This window comes from Stomatohabitans albus (assembly GCF_036336025.1).
Taxonomy (GTDB): Bacteria; Actinomycetota; Nitriliruptoria; order Euzebyales; family Euzebyaceae; genus Stomatohabitans; species Stomatohabitans albus.
In genome coordinates this window covers 154204-171407 of the sequence record NZ_JAYKKE010000003.1, presented here as the reverse complement: position 1 = coordinate 171407, position 17204 = coordinate 154204, and the positions used below count along the sequence as shown (strand labels likewise).

Sequence of the window (17204 nt, the reverse complement as noted above, 5' to 3'; positions counted from 1 at the left end):
TGATGCGCCTTGTTGCATGACGGTTTCGGCTTCGGTGTGTTCGGCGTCGGCGCGTTGGGCGGCTTTGAGTTCGTCGGTGGCTTCGGGTGGGTTGATGTAGTGGTTGGTGGCGAGGGTTTTTCGGCCGGTGGGGTCGCCGATGGCTGAGCCGCCTGCGATGGCTTTGGCGGAGCTTGATGCGCCTTGTTGCATGACGGTTTCGGCTTCGGTGTGTTCGGCGTCGGCGCGTTGGGCGGCTTTGAGTTCGTCGGTGGCTTCGGGTGGGTTGATGTAATGGTTCTCCGCCAAGATGTGTTCCCCAGTGGGATCACCGATGGCTGACCCTCCAGCAATAGCTTGTGCTTCATTGCTCGTTCGGTTGGCTGATGCGGGGTTGGGAGAGGCAGAGCTGCCTTGTCCGCCTGAGGCTGCAGGTTCACCTGTTTGCTCGGGCGTATCGGATGTCATTGCGGCTCCCACCGCCCCCGCCGCACCAGCGAGGCCGACTGCACCAAGGGCTTTTTGTGCAATATCCCCGATAACGGATCCCCCTCGGTCTTGCGCTGTCTGTACCGCATTCCCAATCTGATCGGTGGGGAGTCCAACCTTGCCAGCCAGGTCTTGACCTTGTTCAGAAACCTTACTCGCAAAGCCTTGAATGGCCTCATGGGCTCCAGCGGCCGTATCCTTGGCTTTTTGTTCTGCTGAGCTAGCCAGTTGCTCGGCCTTGTGCCCAAGCCCTTCAAAGGCCTCACTTACCTTTGCCTGGGCGTCCTGAGCAACCTGATCAATACGCTCAGAAGCGATGCCAGCTTTCTCGGCGAGATGTTTACCTTGTTCGGATACACCATCAAAGAAATCGCTAGCTTTACCTTCAATGGTTGCCTTGACATCACCAACTACACCGCCTGATCGGGAGTCGTCAGCAACTGATTTATCGGGCCCATCTTTGGGCGCCCATGTTTGATCAGGTTCTGGAGCTTTGTAATTGCCTTGTGTTCCCTGGCGATCTGACGGGATTGCGTCATCGTCGTGCATCGGATCTGTCATGTCATCATCCCTAGTGTCTTTCGAGCCAATCCCCACAGCGGGGTCGGTAAACCGTACAGGTCACGATGCTAAGCAACCAATGGCCTGCTTTATGCAAAAAATAGTTGGTAAAAAGTCGTGAGTTCCTAAAGAAATGGTGTTTGTGTCAGCCCTTTCGTCCAGGTGCTCTAGCGTATTCTGTGGCTTACTACATCAGAGCCATGATTCTAAAGGAGCTCACCATGGATGAAAAGAACGGTCGTATTTTGCTTGTCGAAGATGATGACGGGATTGCGGCACCGTTAAGCGCAGCACTTCGCGGTGCGGGGCATAACGTCGAACGGGTTTCCACCGGACGTGACGCCCTTGATAAGGCCGGTCCCGATGTACTCGCCCTCGTGCTCGACCTTGGTCTGCCCGATATGGATGGCGTTGATGTGTGTCGTTCCTTTAATGAAGCGTACCCCGGAACGCCCGTGCTCATGTTGACCGCCCGAACAAGTGAAGCAGACATTGTGGTTGGTCTAGACGCAGGTGCCGACGACTATGTCACCAAGCCATTCCGGCTTGCTGAGCTCCTTGCGCGCCTGCGTGCATTAATTCGTCGTGCAGGCTCTGGTGATGTGGTCGAAGCAAGTGAAGTGGTTGCCCAAGATGTGCGTATAGACGTGGCTGCTCGGCGGGCGTACAAGGGGACTGAAGAACTTGAGCTGACACCTAAAGAGTTTGATTTGCTGGCCATGTTGGTTCGAGAAGCCGGCACCGTCGTTACCCGCGAACAAATTATGCGTGAGGTGTGGGATACGAACTGGTTTGGATCGACCAAAACGGTGGATATGCATGTGTCTTGGTTACGTCGCAAATTAGGTGATGACGCTAATCAACCCCAATACATTTCAACGGTTCGAGGCGTAGGGCTGCGTTTCGAACGAGAACCAGATGCGTAGAAGTGTGCTGATCGCCTGCGTGGCCACCGCGGCGATCAGTATTTTGCTCCTTGCGACACCGCTCCTGATCAATATTCGTCAGACGCTCGAACGTCAGGAATACGGCATTATGCAGTACTACGCCGAGCGAGTACAGGTACTGCTTAATGACCCGAAGTATCTGAGTAACACGCTCAATATCATTCAAAACGATGAGATTATGCGCTACCAGCTCTTTGCCGGTGACCATCTGGTGATTGCTGCGGGTGCTGACCATTTAGCCAATAAAACGCTGCCACTTGACGATGTGCACACCGCATCTCAGGGCAAGGTAGGACGATTCCGAGCAAACGGCGTCATCGGGGTGACGGTACCGCTACGTGGCAGTGACCAAAAGCTCCGTGTCCTGCGCTCGGACCATTTGTTACGGCAACAACTTGCCACCAATATATTTATGGTGCTGGGGCTGGCCAGTTTGGCAATTCTTGCTGCTGGTGTCACGGGCATTCTCGTCGCACGCCGTATTACCAAGCCGCTCTACTCCCTTGAGGACACTGCCATCCAATTGGGGGAGGGTAACTTTACTGCCCGTGCGGAACCAACAGGTGCTCCCGAGATTGACACCTTGGCCGCGGCACTAAATACCACCGCTGAACGGTTAAGTACGACGTTGGAGCGCCAACGCCAGTTCAACGCCGATGCAAGTCATCAGCTCAAAACACCGTTAACCGCATTGCGTCTCAATCTTGAAGCGTTGGAGTTCACCGACGCCGATGCAACGCTGGTTGAAGCGGCCCTCAAAGAGGTTGACCGGCTAGATGCCACAATCCAAGAAACCCTTGCCCTTGCAGATATGCCACAAGGCGATCAGCTCATTGATCTCCGTGAGTTGATTGAAGATCGTATGCCGGGGTGGCGGACATTGGCTGAAGCTCAGGGACGCACGATTGAAGTGTTGATCCAAGACCACCCGATGATTCGAGCGCGGCCAGCCGCAATTAATCAAGCCCTTCAGGTGCTTGTTGATAATGCCCTTGAACATGGCAAGGGGGGCATTGTCATTGAGGTGGATGATATGAAATCCAATTTGGATGCCAGTTGGACGCGCCTGACGGTGACCGACGAAGGTGATGGCTTTAAAGAAGGGTTCACACTGGGTCGAGGACTGCGCCTAGCGAGAAGCCTTGTGCAAGCTGAGGGTGGCCGATTACGGCTCGGTGATGGTCCAACGGCGTGCATTCTCGTACCGTCAATGTCTTCGGATGACGCGCTCTTGGCGCGGGCTGCCCAAGCACACCATAGCCCCTCTAAATGGCGACTTATGGTTCCTAAATCTGGCGAATAGCCTTGGAAACACAGCAAAATACACAATCGGTTGGGGTTTTATCATCCCTTCCCCGAGGATGATAACGTCCACCAACCGACTGCGGCTGATACGGTAATCGTTTTTTTACGGTCGCGCCAACTGAAAAGCCCAACATTAACGCTCAACTTGAACCTGAGATTGGTCGGAAGCCTTATATACCAAGGTTTTCAGCAAAATTAAGGAAATAATTATTCCTCAAAAATCCCAGACCAGCGCACACCGCTCTCGAGCGCTGCACCCATTCCGTGAATAACGCATCGGGTTGGGTCTTCTGCCTGGCGAACCCGTACTTGTGTTTCTGCGGTTATCCGTTCATCCAAACCAGTCAACATCGCACCGCCACCGGTCAAGACAATCCCTTGACTCATGATGTCCTGGGCCAGTTCGGGGGGGCTATCTCCCAAGGCGGCAACAACGGTACGCACAATTTGGGTGACACCAGGGTCAAGCGCCATACGCATATCTTCGCTGGAAACCACCACTTCAGCCGTTTCTCCGGTATTTAAGTCACGGCCACGAACCCGTGCTTTACCAACGGTGCCTGTCGGCCATGCCCGGCCTAACGCATGCTTCACTTGTTCAGCGGTTCGGTCACCAACACCGATGCCGACATGGTCACGCAACCAACTCTGGACCGCCTCATCTAGATCAAGGCCACCGATTCGGTCACTTGCGGTTAACACCAACCCACCCATGGACACCACGCTGGCTTCGGTATTGCCTCCGCCGATATCCACAACCATGGAGCCAACAGGATCTTGCACAGGAAGTTTGGCGCCAATCGCAGCGGCAAGTGGCTCCTCCATGAAATGAACGGTGGGTGAACCACGCCGGGTTGCGGCATCTCGCAACGCTGAGCGCTCCACATCTGTAGCCTGACTCGGGATACTCACAATGACGGTCGCACGACTCAACCGTGTAACCCCAAACCGTGCATACAAGGCACTCATCATGTCATAGGTCAGTTGATAGTCAGTGACTGTCCCACCGCGCAATGGGCGCTCCAACGCAAGCTGGATAGGTTTTTGGCGGACTTCTTTAATCGCGTCATTCCCTACGGCCACGACTTTGCCGCCGCGCTGATTGACGGCAACCACGCTTGGTTCGTTCATCACTAACCCGCGTCCACGCTGCCAGACCAAGGTCGAGTGGGTGCCCAAATCAATGGCCAATTCGATGCTCATAGGCCATAGTCTACGTACCCAAGATGAAGTTTTGACCATAGGTGACCTGGCCCGTGGCAGAGTTGAACTATGTCTGGTTTTGAAGGTATGGATTTTGGCGGCCTCGGCGACGGCTTTGGGTTTGACTTGGCACGGCTCCAAGAATTGTTGAGCTGGCGTGAAGGTCCAGTGAATTGGCCACTAGCTAAAGAAACTGCGTTCAATATTGCGGGTGAACCCCGCCCAATTCTGGGTGACACCAGTGCCCAAGCAGCCTGGAACGATGCGGTGCTCACTGCCGACACGTGGTTGGCACCCCATACCAATCTCCCCAGTGTGTCGGGTCCGGCAAAAGCATTAAGCCCACACGAATGGATTGATTTAGCGACCGGCCCAATGGGTATTGCCCGCTATGTGGAGCCGGTTGCTCATGGAATGCACGAAGCACTCACTCGTGGCCTGGCACAAGAAGGTGGGTTAGGGATCTCCTTGGGAGACATGGGCTCACATGTCACTCCAATTACGGCAATGGCTACTGGTATCCAGGTTGGCCAGATTGCCGGGCGTCTTGCAACCCAACTTGTGGGGGCTTGGGATCTTTCAATGCCAACGATGGCCGTTGATACGGTCGCCATTATTGGTGGAGTGGCCACTGAGATTGCCCAAACCAATGGACTTGACCCCAGAGAGGTTGAATTTGTGGTGGCGTTGCGTGAATGTGCGCACCGACGGCTCTATACGGGTGTGCCTTGGCTGCTTGATCATTTGACGAGCGAGCTGCACGCCTATGGCAATGCAGCGCAATTCAATATCGAAGCACTGATGGCTGGATTCGGGGATATTTCCGCCATGAACCCCGAATTGTTCAACGACCCTGAGGCCATGCGGCGTATGTCTGAACAGGCCGGTGCGGTGCATGACCAACGTTCACCAGAACAAGAGGCCGTGCAAGAGCGACTCCAAACCCTCGTGACCCTTATTAATGGCTACACCGATGTCCTCATTCGTCGAGCAGGGACTGGCCGGTTACCAAACCTAGATGTGATTCTCGATGTCTTTGCCGAACGAGCCAATGAACCTGGTGCGGGTGAACGCATCATGGTCAATCTGTTAGGGCTTGACTTACACCCGGAGGATTTGAGTCAAGGATCTGCGTTTTGTGATGCCGTCGAACGTGCCCGTGGCGCCGCAGGACTCGATCGGGTGTGGTCAGATGCCGAACACTTGCCTTCACGCGGTGAGGTCATGAACCCCCGTCGCTGGTTGCTTCGTGTTGCCGGTGAGGATGCGGCGATGGGGACCGAGGCTGAATTACCAGAGGTCGATTTTGAGGTACCGGAGGATTTGAGCGGCTTGGACAACCTGTAGGCCAATGGTCGTAAAGGCCACACTTTTGTGTGATCGAGGTTTAGACTCCGATGACCTAGCCATCTAAAAAACCGCCGAAAGGCAGATATTATGCAACCTTCTGATATTCAAAATCACGAGTTTCAAGTAGCTGTTCGTGGGTATGACCGTAATGAAGTGCGCGCCTATTTGACAGAGATTGCGCAATACCTCGAAACCCAGAGTGTCGGCGATTCCAGCACCCAAAGTGTGCTTGCGCCCGCTACCGATGGGGAACGGGTACCTAGTGGGCACTTTGCCTGGGTAGGAGAAGAAACGCAGCGGATTTTAGATGCGGCTGCCCAAAGTGCTGAAGTGGTGCGGGAACGTCTTATCGCCCAGGCTCGTACCGAAGCGACACAAAAGGCACAGGCAGAGATCAATTCGTTGACCGACCAGATTGCGCAACTTAAACGCCAAATAGACTCACTGCGTTCACAGCGAGCCGACTTGGCGGCAAACTTGCGCCGTATTTTGGAAGCGACTGAGGAACAAACATGAGTGAAACGGCTGCAACGAAACGCGGACGTTCGGGGATATTTTCACTAGTCATTCTTGCCGTCACCGTGTTGGCCATCATGGTGCCTGCAATGGCAACCTTTTGGACAGATTGGTTGTGGTTTGACGAGATTAAGTTCTCGAATGTGTTTTGGGGCATCATTCGTGCCCGCGTAGAAATAGGGCTGATCGCTGCCTTGGTCGCCTTTGTTGTTGTAGCCGTCAATGTGTTTGCCGCAAAACGGTTTTCGCCAGATATAGGGCAGGCTCCGGTACAGAGTTTTGAGCTGGGGCGCCTGATAACCATTATTGAATCTGCCTGGAAGTGGGTTGTTCCGGCTGCCTGCGCCATTTTTGCGATTATTTCTGCCATCGGTGCTCAGCCGTATTGGTCTACCTACATTCAATTTAAGAACGGTGTGCCCTTCAACCGCCCCGACCCGGAGTTCGGGCTTGATGTGGGTTGGTTTGTGTACACCTTGCCACTGGTCCATGCGCTCCTCAGCCTGCTCTTTTCGGTGCTGTTTGTTGCCATTATTGGAACGGCGTTCACCTATTTCGTCTTTGGTGGTATCCGCCCGGTTCAAGGGGAGCGATCCATCACCCGCAATGCGAATGCGCACCTGTCGATCTTGCTCGCCATCCTTGTTGCCGTTCAGGGTGTCCACTTCTGGGTGATGCGCTATGACCTGTCCTATTCGCCGCGAGGATCAGTAACCGGGCTGAGTTATACCGACGTACATGCCGAACTCCGGGCGTACACGATGTTGGCAGTTGTCTGTGCCCTGGTCGTAGTTGCCTTGTTTTATTCAGCAGCCCGTGGTGGTTGGATTTTGCCCATCAGCGCGATGGGTGTTCTCGTTGTCGGAACGGTGTTACTTGGCGGGGTGTACCCCGAGGCAATCCAGCGATTTACCGTTGACCCGCAAGAGTTGCCCCGTGAACGTGAGTACATCAAACGCAACCTTGAGATGACGAGATGGGCCTACCAGATCGATGATGAGCATGTGACCTATGAGCAGTTTGGTGCCAAACATGATTTGACCGCCGCTCAGGTCAATGACAATGCGACCACATTGAACTCAATCCGATTATGGGATCCCGCAACGTTACGCAATACCTATAAGCAGCTTCAAGAACTTCGCCCCTACTACGATTTCCGTGGGGTTGATGTGGGCCGCTATCTGATTGATGGGTCCATGCAGCAGGTGACGTTGTCGGTGCGTGAAATTGAAACCTCTGCCCTTAATGAACCAACATGGCAGAACCTGACCACCTTATATACCCACGGGTACGGTTTGGTTGCATCTACCGTGAGCACGGCGGCCAGTGATGGGCAGCCGGAGTTTCTATCCCGCGATATTCCCAACCGTGGGGTGCCCGCATTTGAGTTATCCCAGCCACGCATCTACTACGGTGAACGCAGCCCTGAGTACTCCATTGTGGGTACGACCGGCGATGAGTTTGACTTTGAAACTGATGCAGCCCAAGAACACAACCGTTACGACGGGGCTGGTGGGGTACTTGTCGGGTCACTCCTGCGCCGTATCGCGTTTGCGTTGCGTTTTGGTGAACCAAATATTTTGTTATCAAACTTGATTGATAGTGATTCAAAAATCATGTACAACCGTGACATTCGCTCGCGGGTGCAACAAGCAGCTCCATTCTTACAAACTGACGGGGACCCGTATCCGGCTGTTGTTGATGGTCGAGTGATGTGGATTGTTGACGCCTACACGGTGACTGACCTCATTCCGTACAGTGAACGGATTGATTTAACCACCGTCACCAGGAGTCGTGAGAAAGTTGCGGTACCTGTCGTGGACGAACGCGGACAGGCCACAACCACAGAACGCATTAGCGATGTGGAGTATCTCCACGGGCGAGGCAACTATGTTCGTAACAGCGTTAAGGCAGTCGTTGATGCTTACGACGGTACGGTCACCCTCTATCGGATGAATGATAAGGACCCGCTCGCTGACACTTGGGATAAAGCATTCCCTGGAATGTTCACGCCCGTTGATCAGGCCAGTGATGCATTGAAGGGTCAGTTCCGTCATCCTGAAGGGATGTTCCGTGCGCAGAGCCATATGCTGACGCGCTATCACATTCAAGACACCGATGCGTTTTATAACGCCTCAGACCGGTGGCAGCTTCCCAAAGACCAGGCCTTTGGGGCAAATAACAAGAATGAACAGGGGAGTGATCGTCCCTTCCCGCCGTCCTATCAGCTTATTCGGTTACCGGGAGAAAAAGAGGAAAACTTCAGCCTTATTCAGCCATTTAACCCCCATGACCGTGATGTGCTTGCTTCCTATATGGCGGCCAGCGGATCCTTTGAGTCGCTCGGTAAGTTACGAGTTTTGACGATGCCGCCAACGTCGACCGTGTTTGGGCCGTCACAGGTCTTTGCTCGTATTAACCAAGACTCTGAGGTCAGCCAGCTCATCACCTTGTTAAATGACACCCAAAGTCAGATTATTTACGGCAACCTGATTGTGGTTCCTGTTGAGGAGAGTTTGCTCTATGCGATGCCATTGTTCTTGAAATCTAATCGCTCGGAGATTCCAGAGCTTCGTCGGGTGGTCCTTGTCTACGGCGACCGTGTTGTCATGGAGGACCGGCTGGATACGGCGTTGAAGACGATCTTTGGTGATTTGCCGGACATTATTGATACGCCCGAGAGTCAGCAGGACGAGGATTTGCCCAGTAATGCACCGCGACCAGCAGGTGAGACTCCGCTCTCGTCAGATCAGCTCGAGCTCCTTGGCCAAGCGATTGACGCCTCAATTAAAGCTGATGAAGCGTTAAAGTCTGGTGACCTTGCCGGTTACCAAGAGGGGAATACCCGAGCCAATGAGGCGTTGCGTCGTTTGGGTGAGCTTACGGGCGCAAAACCGCCAACCCAAGCTGCACCTGCGACACCCGCACCTGGCCCAGAGGGGACCCAGCCGACTCCTCAACCTGAACCCTCCGGGTCGTAACGGACAGCCCTGCCCATGTAGCCAATATGGGCAGGGATTTACAACGAACCTTTACAGAGAAACGGCCTGGCCTCCCGAATGGTCAGGCCGCTGTTATTTACACTCAGTTAGCTACTGCATGTCGTCTAGCGCTGGTGAGTTTATGACTGTTTCGTCGCTCTTTTCCCCTAAAACACCTTCGAGTGGCCGCATTAATGCCACGTTGGAGCGTGCACGTGCCTGGCGTGAAGCATTGATTGGTGATACGCCGGGGAATCGGCGCTTATATTTTCACGACCAACCTTGGACGGTTGATCTTCAGGACGCAACGACCTTGGGCCGTAACGAATTGGCCGTCGGCAACGCGATTCCTGTTATCAGTCGCCTCTTTGCCCCTGTTGTGGTTAAGTCTCACGTCAATGCCTTAAACCGCAAGGTACGTGAACTTCACCAACGTGCATCCTTAGCTGCTGACGAACACGGCCAATGGACACTGCAACATATTCATGGCCTCATGCATATCACAATAGGCGAGGGTGATGACCATTCAAAGGTAGTTGCGCCTATCTTTGTGCAGCCAGTTCGTCTTGATCCAGTGGGATCCCCTGTGCGTGATTGGATGGTTGAGGCGACTGGACCTTGGGATATTAACCGCGAACTTCTCTTCCGCCTTGCGCGTGACCGTGGCGCTGAACCGGACCCTCAAGACATCTTGTCAGCCTTCACGACCTCAGGCTTTGATGCTGGTGTTCGAGTACTAACCGCCAGAGTCGGTAGTGACTGGCGGGTGGAAGAGCGCGAGGTCATTGACCTACTGGTACCGTCTCCGCTTGCCCCACTTGTTGAGCTAGAACGGTTGATGGGGCGCTTGCCAAAATTGCCGCTTGTTGCGGCAGTCGCGGGATCGTCCGAAGCCCAAGAAGAAGTTGTGAAGGCAGTGCGTGTCTCCATGCCGCGTGACTTGCCTGACCGGCTGGATTATGACGAAGATTTGCTTGTGCTTGATGCCGATAGTAGTCAGCACCAAGCGATCAATATGGCCTTAGCGGGTTCTTCCCTTGTTGTGCAAGGGCCACCTGGGACCGGCAAGAGTCAGACTATCGCCAATATGGCCGCCGCTATGGCTGCCCGTGGACAGCGCGTGTTGATTACAAGCCCGAAGGCGGTGGCGTTAGATAATTTGGTTGCACGGCTCGACACGATCGGGCTTGGGGAACTGGTTGCCGATGTGCGGGCCGTTCGAGAGGTCCATACAGTCCTTGGTGAACTTACCCACCAGATTGCTGACTTAGATGGGTCTGCCCCGATTGCGACCCCAACATCGATTGGGGATCAGACTATTTGGGACTCGTTGCGTCGAGATTTAGCTGCTTGGGTTGACGTTATGCACACCCCGCGAGAACCGTGGGGGGTGAGTTATTTTGAAGCTCGTCATGAATACCTACGCCTGGGCGATACACCAACCGTGCCGGGCTGGACGATGAGCCGAACGGCGCTTGAAAACTTGGACGCAGAGGGTCGTGCCCGAACAAGGGGTGATTTGCGTTCGTGGTCAAGTTTGCGACAGAAAGTTGATGCCGCAGGTGTTCCATGGACGGCTGACCGAATCAGCGATGACGGTACCGTCCAAGAAATCTTAGAGACGGTTAGTCAGATTAAGGATGAATGGTTGCCAGCGGCGATCATCTTTAGGCGAAACCTTGCCGCAGCGAACACCCTGACACGAATCCCCACCATTGCTCGCTGGGCTGAAATACTTGAACTCATCGAGGGAATGCAAGAAACCCAGGCCTTGTTAGGTGAGGATGCATTCAGTGGTGAACTCGATGAGTTGTTTACGGTATACACCAGTCGCAAAGACAAAGCGTTGCGGGTCTTTGACCGTGAATACCGCGACACCTTACGCCGACTTAAAGCGATGTTCGATGAATCCGCGCACCCTGGGATGACCATCGAATCGGTGACAACAACGGCGCTTGAACAGCAGGCTCAATGGCGGTCCCTAGCCCATACCCGGGTCCCTGAAGGGCTGGACGGATTTAGCGAAGCTAAAGAGGTACATCAGAACCTTCATGATGCCTTGGCCTGGCTATCCACCCTCTTGAGCGACATGGATTTGTGTGAGATGACGCACGATGAGGTGAGTGCCGTTATTTCCAAGATGGCTGACAGCGAAGAGGTCATTGCCCTGTTACCAGAGCTTGCGGGATTGGATGACCAGATTCGCGCAGCACACGTGTATCCGATTGTGGATGCGGTACGCCTAGGCGATTTACCCGCCGAACTCGTACAACAAGCATTTGATGCTGAATGGCTCCGTGCGCTTATTCATGTCATTACGACGGAGGACCAAACCTTACGGTCCTTTGATGGACGAGACGCCAATGCACGTTTAGAGGCCTGGCAGCAGGCAGACCGAGCTCATTTACAGGTCAATCGCAATCACACGTTAGATGTGATGCGCGAACGCGGCTACCAGGTGCTGCAATTTAAACGTGATGAAGTGGAGGCGATTCGTCAAAGTCTTGACGCTCAAGATGACCAGCGAGTGTGGCGGGATCGGCGTCGGATTCAACGACTATGGCGTCAGGCTCCCAACGTATTGCCGACATTGCGGCCTATCTGGGTGATGGGGCCAGACGATGTGGCAGAGGTACTACCCACTGACGCGGTTTTCGACGTCGTGATCGTTGATGAGGCCAGTCTGATGAAGCCAGAGCGTGCGGTTGGTGCGCTGGCTCGGGCACGCCGCCTCATTGTGGTTGGTGATCAGCGTCAGTTACCGCCGGTTGCGAGGCGATGGACCACAGATCAACCGTCTGAGGTCACCGATGATCGCAGCCGTGACAATTTGATGGATATTGCCAGTGCATTCTTACCAGTCGTGAATCTCGATTGGTCGCACCGTGCCTACGATGCACGCCTGATTAATGTTGTTGCTGAGCAGGTGTATCCCGAGGGGTTCTATGGGTTCCCAGGCACAATGGCAACCTCACCCATTGTTGTTACCACGGGTGAAGAACACTTGATTGATGCGGTTGTTGACACGATGATTCGCCATGCCATTCGCTATCCGGAACGCAGCCTAGGTGTTGTCTGTCCGTCGATGGATACGACGGTGGCAGTTAGTGAAACATTGGCCCAACGGCTCACAACATCTGAAGGAACACCGGCTGCGCCTTTCTTTACGCATGGTGATGATGAGCCTGTCTTTGTTAAACCGGTGGATGCGGTACAAGGCGAAGAGCGTGATGTAATGATCATGATGCTGCCTCGAACAGAGTTTGATGCCTACGTAGGTGATTTGGGGTTACGCCGTGGCGTGGTAGCCGCAACGCGGGCACGGTTGGAACTGCACCTGATGACGGATTTGAACGATAATGAACTGGCTGAATTAAAGGCCTATCAAGACCCTGGAGCACAACTGATGAGCACGTTGCTTGAGGGCGATCAGGCAGCGTATGACCAGTACCTTGATGACTTTAACCGCCCCCTCTTTGACGCGATTGCTGAGGGGCTTGAAGAAGCCGGTATGCCCGTGGCCACAGGTGTCGGACAGCCACCGATGGGTGTTCGCCTAGCAATCTGTCATCCGGTTCAACGTGAACGTATTGTGCTTGCTATTGGGGTAGATGGTGTGCTTTATCGTGATTTACCCACGGTGCGCGACCGTGAACGGATCCATCCCGACGGGCTTGGTAACCGTGGGTGGGCTGTACACCGCATGTGGATTCACGAATGGTTTACCAATCCAACCTCCGCTATTGACCAGGTGCGTATTGCTTGGGAAGCTGCGGTGAAGATTACCGATCAACGCGACCGAGAGGCTCAAGAACGGCGCGAGGCGCTGAGCCAGTCCATTACCGATAAGCGTGAACGGCAAGAAGCTGAGGCCCGTGAATTAGCTACCGCTCAGCAGCGTATGCGTCAAGCCGCTATGGCACAAGAAACCGATCATGTTGACGAGCCAATTCACCGAGCCGTTGTTGATGAGATTCCTGGGGAAGACCCAACGAGTGAACCATCACCGACAACGATCATGCCAATGGCGCCGCTCAATGAGATGGCACCTGACGCCCAAGCGTCTGAGTCACTAGCACAGCCTTCGGTAGCGACTCCTCAAGCTGGTACAAGCACGCAACGGGCTCCAAAGACACCGGTGTCCACCCCAGCCGTCATTAGTTTGCAACCAGATACTGATGACGGGCGCCCGAATTTGCCTAAGGGTTTGAAGATTGAACGGCATAGCGCGGATGATTTAGCTGCACTCGCCGCTTGGATTCTGGCGACTAACCCGGCCATCACTGATGATCAAGTGAGTGCCGAAATGATGGGCTACTTGGGGTACACCCGTAAAGGAAAGCGTATCCAAAGCCGGTTTGAGCGGGCTATCAGAAATGCGCGTAAACGCTAGAAGGACAACGACAAAAACCCGACCACATGGTCGGGTTTTTGTTGCTCGTTGCGAGGGCAGGATTTGAACCTACGACCTCCGGGTTATGAGCCCGGCGAGCTACCGAACTGCTCCACCTCGCACGAAGAAGAGTAGCTGGGGGTGGGGGCTTTGCAATTTATTGTTGGGGCAACTGGCCGTTGTACTTCACAGGGGTACTGTTCCCTGTTCGTTGCGGTTGGTTGGGTTTAGCCCGGTCAAGGGGTATTAATTGGGCGTCTCGTCCTGGTTGCTTGCGCTACGAATGGCTAACCCTAGGCAGGCGGTACGAACCACGGCAAAAAACGGCGCCCAGGTCAAGTAGAACTCCGGGTTAATTGGTTCCCAGGGCATATTGGCCAGGTCGCCAATTACAGGTAGAGCCTCTTCCTTTGCCACATTCACTGCGTGAATGAGTGAGGCACTCGCATTGGGGCCAGGCTCAAATCCGGCAGGGTCAGCAAGAAAGAGCGGACGCCCAATTAATACACCAAAGGCTGGGCCACCTTCCTCTAAACTGCCGAGCAATGCAACCACTTCGGTAGGTACATCCGTTTGGCGTGAACCATACGCAGCTAAGGCCGTATTTGCGGCTTGTTCGTCTTCATCAGGATCTAAATCGGTGGGTGTAATCACCATAGCCGCAGCCACCACGGCGTGATGCTCAGTTTCTAACAAGCCGCCAAGGGTGAGTGCATCGTCACACCCACCAGCAACACGGACGGTGCCTTGTAATTCGGTAAACGTTGTTGGTTGAATTGAATCTGCCGGCAAAATAGGGACATCGGCCAAGGGGCCTTCACCTGCTGGCCACTGGGCAAGTATCTGAGGCAGGTCGGGCATATTAGGGCGTAACAACGCGCGGATATCATTAATCGTTAACTGGGCCATAACTTCCTTTTTGCCTAGTCGGTTTGGTTACAGACGGTTCTCAAGGCATCATTAACCATATGAGCACACCAACACAGCGTCTTTTATCTCTCTTAAATCTAGAGGAAATTGGCGAGAACAGATTTACTGCTCACGCCCCAGAGACAACCGTTCAACGGGTTTTCGGTGGCCAAGTCGCAGCCCAATCGTTGATGGCGGCGATGCGAACCGTTGATGAGGACCGTCAAGTACACAGTTTGCACTCATCGTTTTTTCATCACGGTGATCCCACAATCCCCATTATCTTTGAAGTGGATCGGGTACGTGATGGACGCGCATTTAGTAATCGTGTGGTAACGGCCTATCAAGAGGACCGTCCAATCTTCATGATGATTACGGGGTTTCATATCCAGGAGCCCGGACCGGAACACCAGATCACCCGTCCGGTTGTGCCCTGGCCTGATGAAGTTGCCGATGTGCTCCCTGACATGGTTAAGCGTGGCGTGCCCTGGCTTGCTGATCAGTTTCCCGGAAGCGAAGCAATCAAAGTTAACCTTGTACAACCGCTTGATGTTCAAGCTGCCGTTCAGGCAAATACGCTACAGCTGTGGTTTAAATCGGCTGAGCCTATCAACGGGGATATGCGCCTCCATGCCTGCTTCTTGACTTTTGCAAGCGATATGGCCCTCCTTATTCCGGCAGTACTTCCACACATGCCCACACCTACGACCCGTTATCAACTTGCCAGTTTGAATCACTCCATTTGGTTCCAGCGTCCAGTCAAGTTTGATGACTGGTTGCTCTATAACATGCGTTCTTGCCGTGCTGCGGGTGCACGTGGAACCGCACAAGGTCACGTATATACCCGTGACGGTGAACTTGTGGCCACCATTACGCAAGAAGGGCTTATCCGTCCTCAAGGTGATACTGGACAGATGGCCACCGGACTCGACCATAAAGGACGTTTGATTAACCCATGACCACGATCGCGGTATTTAATGGCCCCAATTTAAATATGTTGGGGAAACGCGACCCGGACTATTACGGTACTGAAACGCTGCATGATGTGGAGCAACTATGCCGTGATACTGCCCATGAAGAGGGCCATGACCTCGTATTTATGCAGACAAACCACGAGGGTGTTTTCATCGACGGGATTCATGAGGCAACTAGGACAGCTGATGCCATTGTTATTAACGCCGGTGCCTGGACCCACACGTCAATTGCTATCCATGATGCATTGGAATTATTTGAAGGGCCGGTTGTTGAAGTTCATCTCAGCCACATTCATCAACGAGAAGATTTTCGTTCGCACTCCTTCATTTCAATGATCGCAGATGCCTTGATCTGTGGGGCTGGCGCACACGGATACCGATTGGCGGTGCTGCACGCCGCCCATTTGCTTAATGGGCGTTAATCAGGCAGCGCGTGTACAGAAGGGATAAGTGCGCCAGCTAGCTACAGAACTAACCGTTCGAAAGGTTGACCACAGCGGACGTATTCCCGAAGCTACCCACCACCCGGAACAAACCCGTCGACAATGACCCGTTAACTGACCATCACCCCTCAACGATTGGCGAGCACACATGCGATCTTTCACCAACGTCATTGTGATTACCGTTGCGGTGCTCCTTGTGGCTGTTGGATTTGCGGCCGTCATCATCAACGTCGTTGAACAGCGGTCTTTGAGAAGTTGGATTGTTGAACAATATATGTGGGCTATGGGGTATAAAGCTGACGGGGCACGTGCGGCACATGAGGGCGTTGAGCACCTTGCCCGCCTTCAAGAACCCGATGAGCTGACGCTTCCGATTACCTCCATCGGGCAAACGGTAACGGAAACGCGCGTGGATGGTATGCAGGTGCTGAGCTGGAATGCCAATGACAATCCGAACCAGCCAATTCTGTTCTATATTCATGGTGGCGGGTACGTCCACCAGGCGTCTGATATGACGCTTCGCGCGGTGGACAACATTGCTACTCAAGCCAATGCCAGGGTTGTGCTGCCCGTCTATCCCCTTGCCCCACGCCATCATGTCGAAACGGCACTTCCGAAAGTGATAGCGGCGTATGCCCAAACGTTAACTGATATTGGTAATCCCGATCGGATAACCATTATGGGTGACTCGGCTGGTGGGGGGTTGGCACTCGCATTAGGCCAGAACCTGCGCAAGAACGGTCTTGCCCAACCAAAGCAGTACATCGTATTTTCACCCTGGGTAGATGCCACCATCACCAACCCTGCCTTGAACCGTTACGATTCCCTCGACCCGTTCTTAGAGCGGGGCTATCTCCAAATGGCTGGTCAGGCGTGGGCAGGCCCCAATGGTGAAACCCAGGACCCTCGAGTCAGCCCGATATATGGAGACTTTCGCCATATGGCGCCTATTACTGTATTCATGGGTACCCACGAGATGTTTTATGCCGATGTAGAACCGCTCAAAAATAAACTCATGCAGGCAGACATTCCTCATACGATCATCGTGGGCGAACGGATGAACCACGCTTACCCTCTCATTCCTATTCCAGAAGGAGAAGCCGCTCGGACGCGGGCAGCCACGTTACTGTCGGCTGAGTGAGTGCACGTGCACG

Annotated in this window: 12 protein-coding genes and 1 tRNA gene; 9 read left to right on the top strand and 4 right to left on the bottom strand. The window is 53.9% G+C overall.

Annotated features, from left to right (window positions below; translation table 11 throughout):
- The coding region (locus tag VCU37_RS08470; RefSeq protein ID WP_336250212.1) for a hypothetical protein at positions 1–1029 on the bottom strand (1029 nt) is incomplete at its 3' end.
- A gap of 221 nt (positions 1030–1250) precedes the next feature.
- Between VCU37_RS08470 and VCU37_RS08465 the strand changes: the two genes are divergently transcribed.
- Both VCU37_RS08465 and VCU37_RS08460 read left to right on the top strand, forming a co-directional pair.
- The gene (locus VCU37_RS08465) at positions 1251–1955 is read left to right on the top strand and encodes a response regulator transcription factor (protein WP_336250211.1); all 705 of its coding nucleotides are present in this window, start codon (positions 1251–1253) and stop codon (positions 1953–1955) included.
- A complete protein-coding gene (locus VCU37_RS08460; protein ID WP_336250210.1) occupies positions 1948–3279 on the top strand; it encodes a sensor histidine kinase in 1332 nt (443 codons plus the stop codon). Before VCU37_RS08465 ends, VCU37_RS08460 begins: the two co-directional genes overlap by 8 nt.
- Before the next feature lie 209 nt (positions 3280–3488).
- On the opposite strand, the gene mreB is transcribed toward VCU37_RS08460, so the two are convergent.
- On the bottom strand, positions 3489–4484 hold the full coding sequence (gene mreB, locus VCU37_RS08455) for a rod shape-determining protein (protein ID WP_336250209.1): 996 nt from the start codon (positions 4482–4484) through the stop codon (positions 3489–3491).
- Positions 4485–4553: 69 nt separating this feature from the next.
- Between mreB and VCU37_RS08450 the strand changes: the two genes are divergently transcribed.
- From VCU37_RS08450 to VCU37_RS08435, 4 genes are all read left to right on the top strand, one after another.
- Positions 4554–5831, top strand: a complete 1278-nt coding sequence (locus VCU37_RS08450; RefSeq protein ID WP_336250208.1) for a zinc-dependent metalloprotease — start codon at positions 4554–4556, stop codon at positions 5829–5831.
- 90 nt (positions 5832–5921) lie between these two features.
- On the top strand, positions 5922–6350 hold the full coding sequence (locus VCU37_RS08445) for a DivIVA domain-containing protein (RefSeq protein ID WP_336250207.1): 429 nt from the start codon (positions 5922–5924) through the stop codon (positions 6348–6350).
- Positions 6347–9331, top strand: coding sequence for a UPF0182 family membrane protein (locus tag VCU37_RS08440; protein WP_336250206.1), 2985 nt, complete (start codon positions 6347–6349; stop codon positions 9329–9331). The genes VCU37_RS08445 and VCU37_RS08440 overlap by 4 nt, the downstream gene beginning before the upstream one ends.
- 118 nt (positions 9332–9449) lie before the next feature.
- Positions 9450–13724: an AAA domain-containing protein gene (locus VCU37_RS08435; protein WP_336250205.1), complete on the top strand. Its 4275-nt coding sequence runs from the start codon at positions 9450–9452 to the stop codon at positions 13722–13724.
- 48 nt (positions 13725–13772) lie between these two features.
- On the opposite strand, the gene VCU37_RS08430 is transcribed toward VCU37_RS08435, so the two are convergent.
- Together VCU37_RS08430 and VCU37_RS08425 are read right to left on the bottom strand one after the other, a co-directional pair.
- A tRNA-Met gene (locus VCU37_RS08430) sits at positions 13773–13846 on the bottom strand.
- Positions 13847–13970: 124 nt separating this feature from the next.
- Positions 13971–14633, bottom strand: a complete 663-nt coding sequence (locus VCU37_RS08425; RefSeq protein ID WP_336250204.1) for a hypothetical protein — start codon at positions 14631–14633, stop codon at positions 13971–13973.
- A gap of 59 nt (positions 14634–14692) precedes the next feature.
- Here VCU37_RS08425 and VCU37_RS08420 point away from each other — a divergent pair, with 59 nt between their 5' ends.
- The 3 genes from VCU37_RS08420 to VCU37_RS08410 all read left to right on the top strand — a co-directional run bounded on the left by VCU37_RS08420 (position 14693) and on the right by VCU37_RS08410 (position 17191).
- Complete coding sequence (locus VCU37_RS08420) at positions 14693–15592, top strand: acyl-CoA thioesterase (protein WP_336250203.1); 900 nt, start codon at positions 14693–14695, stop codon at positions 15590–15592.
- Positions 15589–16029, top strand: coding sequence for a type II 3-dehydroquinate dehydratase (gene aroQ, locus VCU37_RS08415; protein ID WP_336250202.1), 441 nt, complete (start codon positions 15589–15591; stop codon positions 16027–16029). The genes VCU37_RS08420 and aroQ overlap by 4 nt, the downstream gene beginning before the upstream one ends.
- A 169-nt stretch (positions 16030–16198) precedes the next feature.
- A complete protein-coding gene (locus VCU37_RS08410) occupies positions 16199–17191 on the top strand; it encodes an alpha/beta hydrolase (RefSeq protein WP_336250201.1) in 993 nt (330 codons plus the stop codon).
- Positions 17192–17204 lie beyond the last annotated feature (13 nt).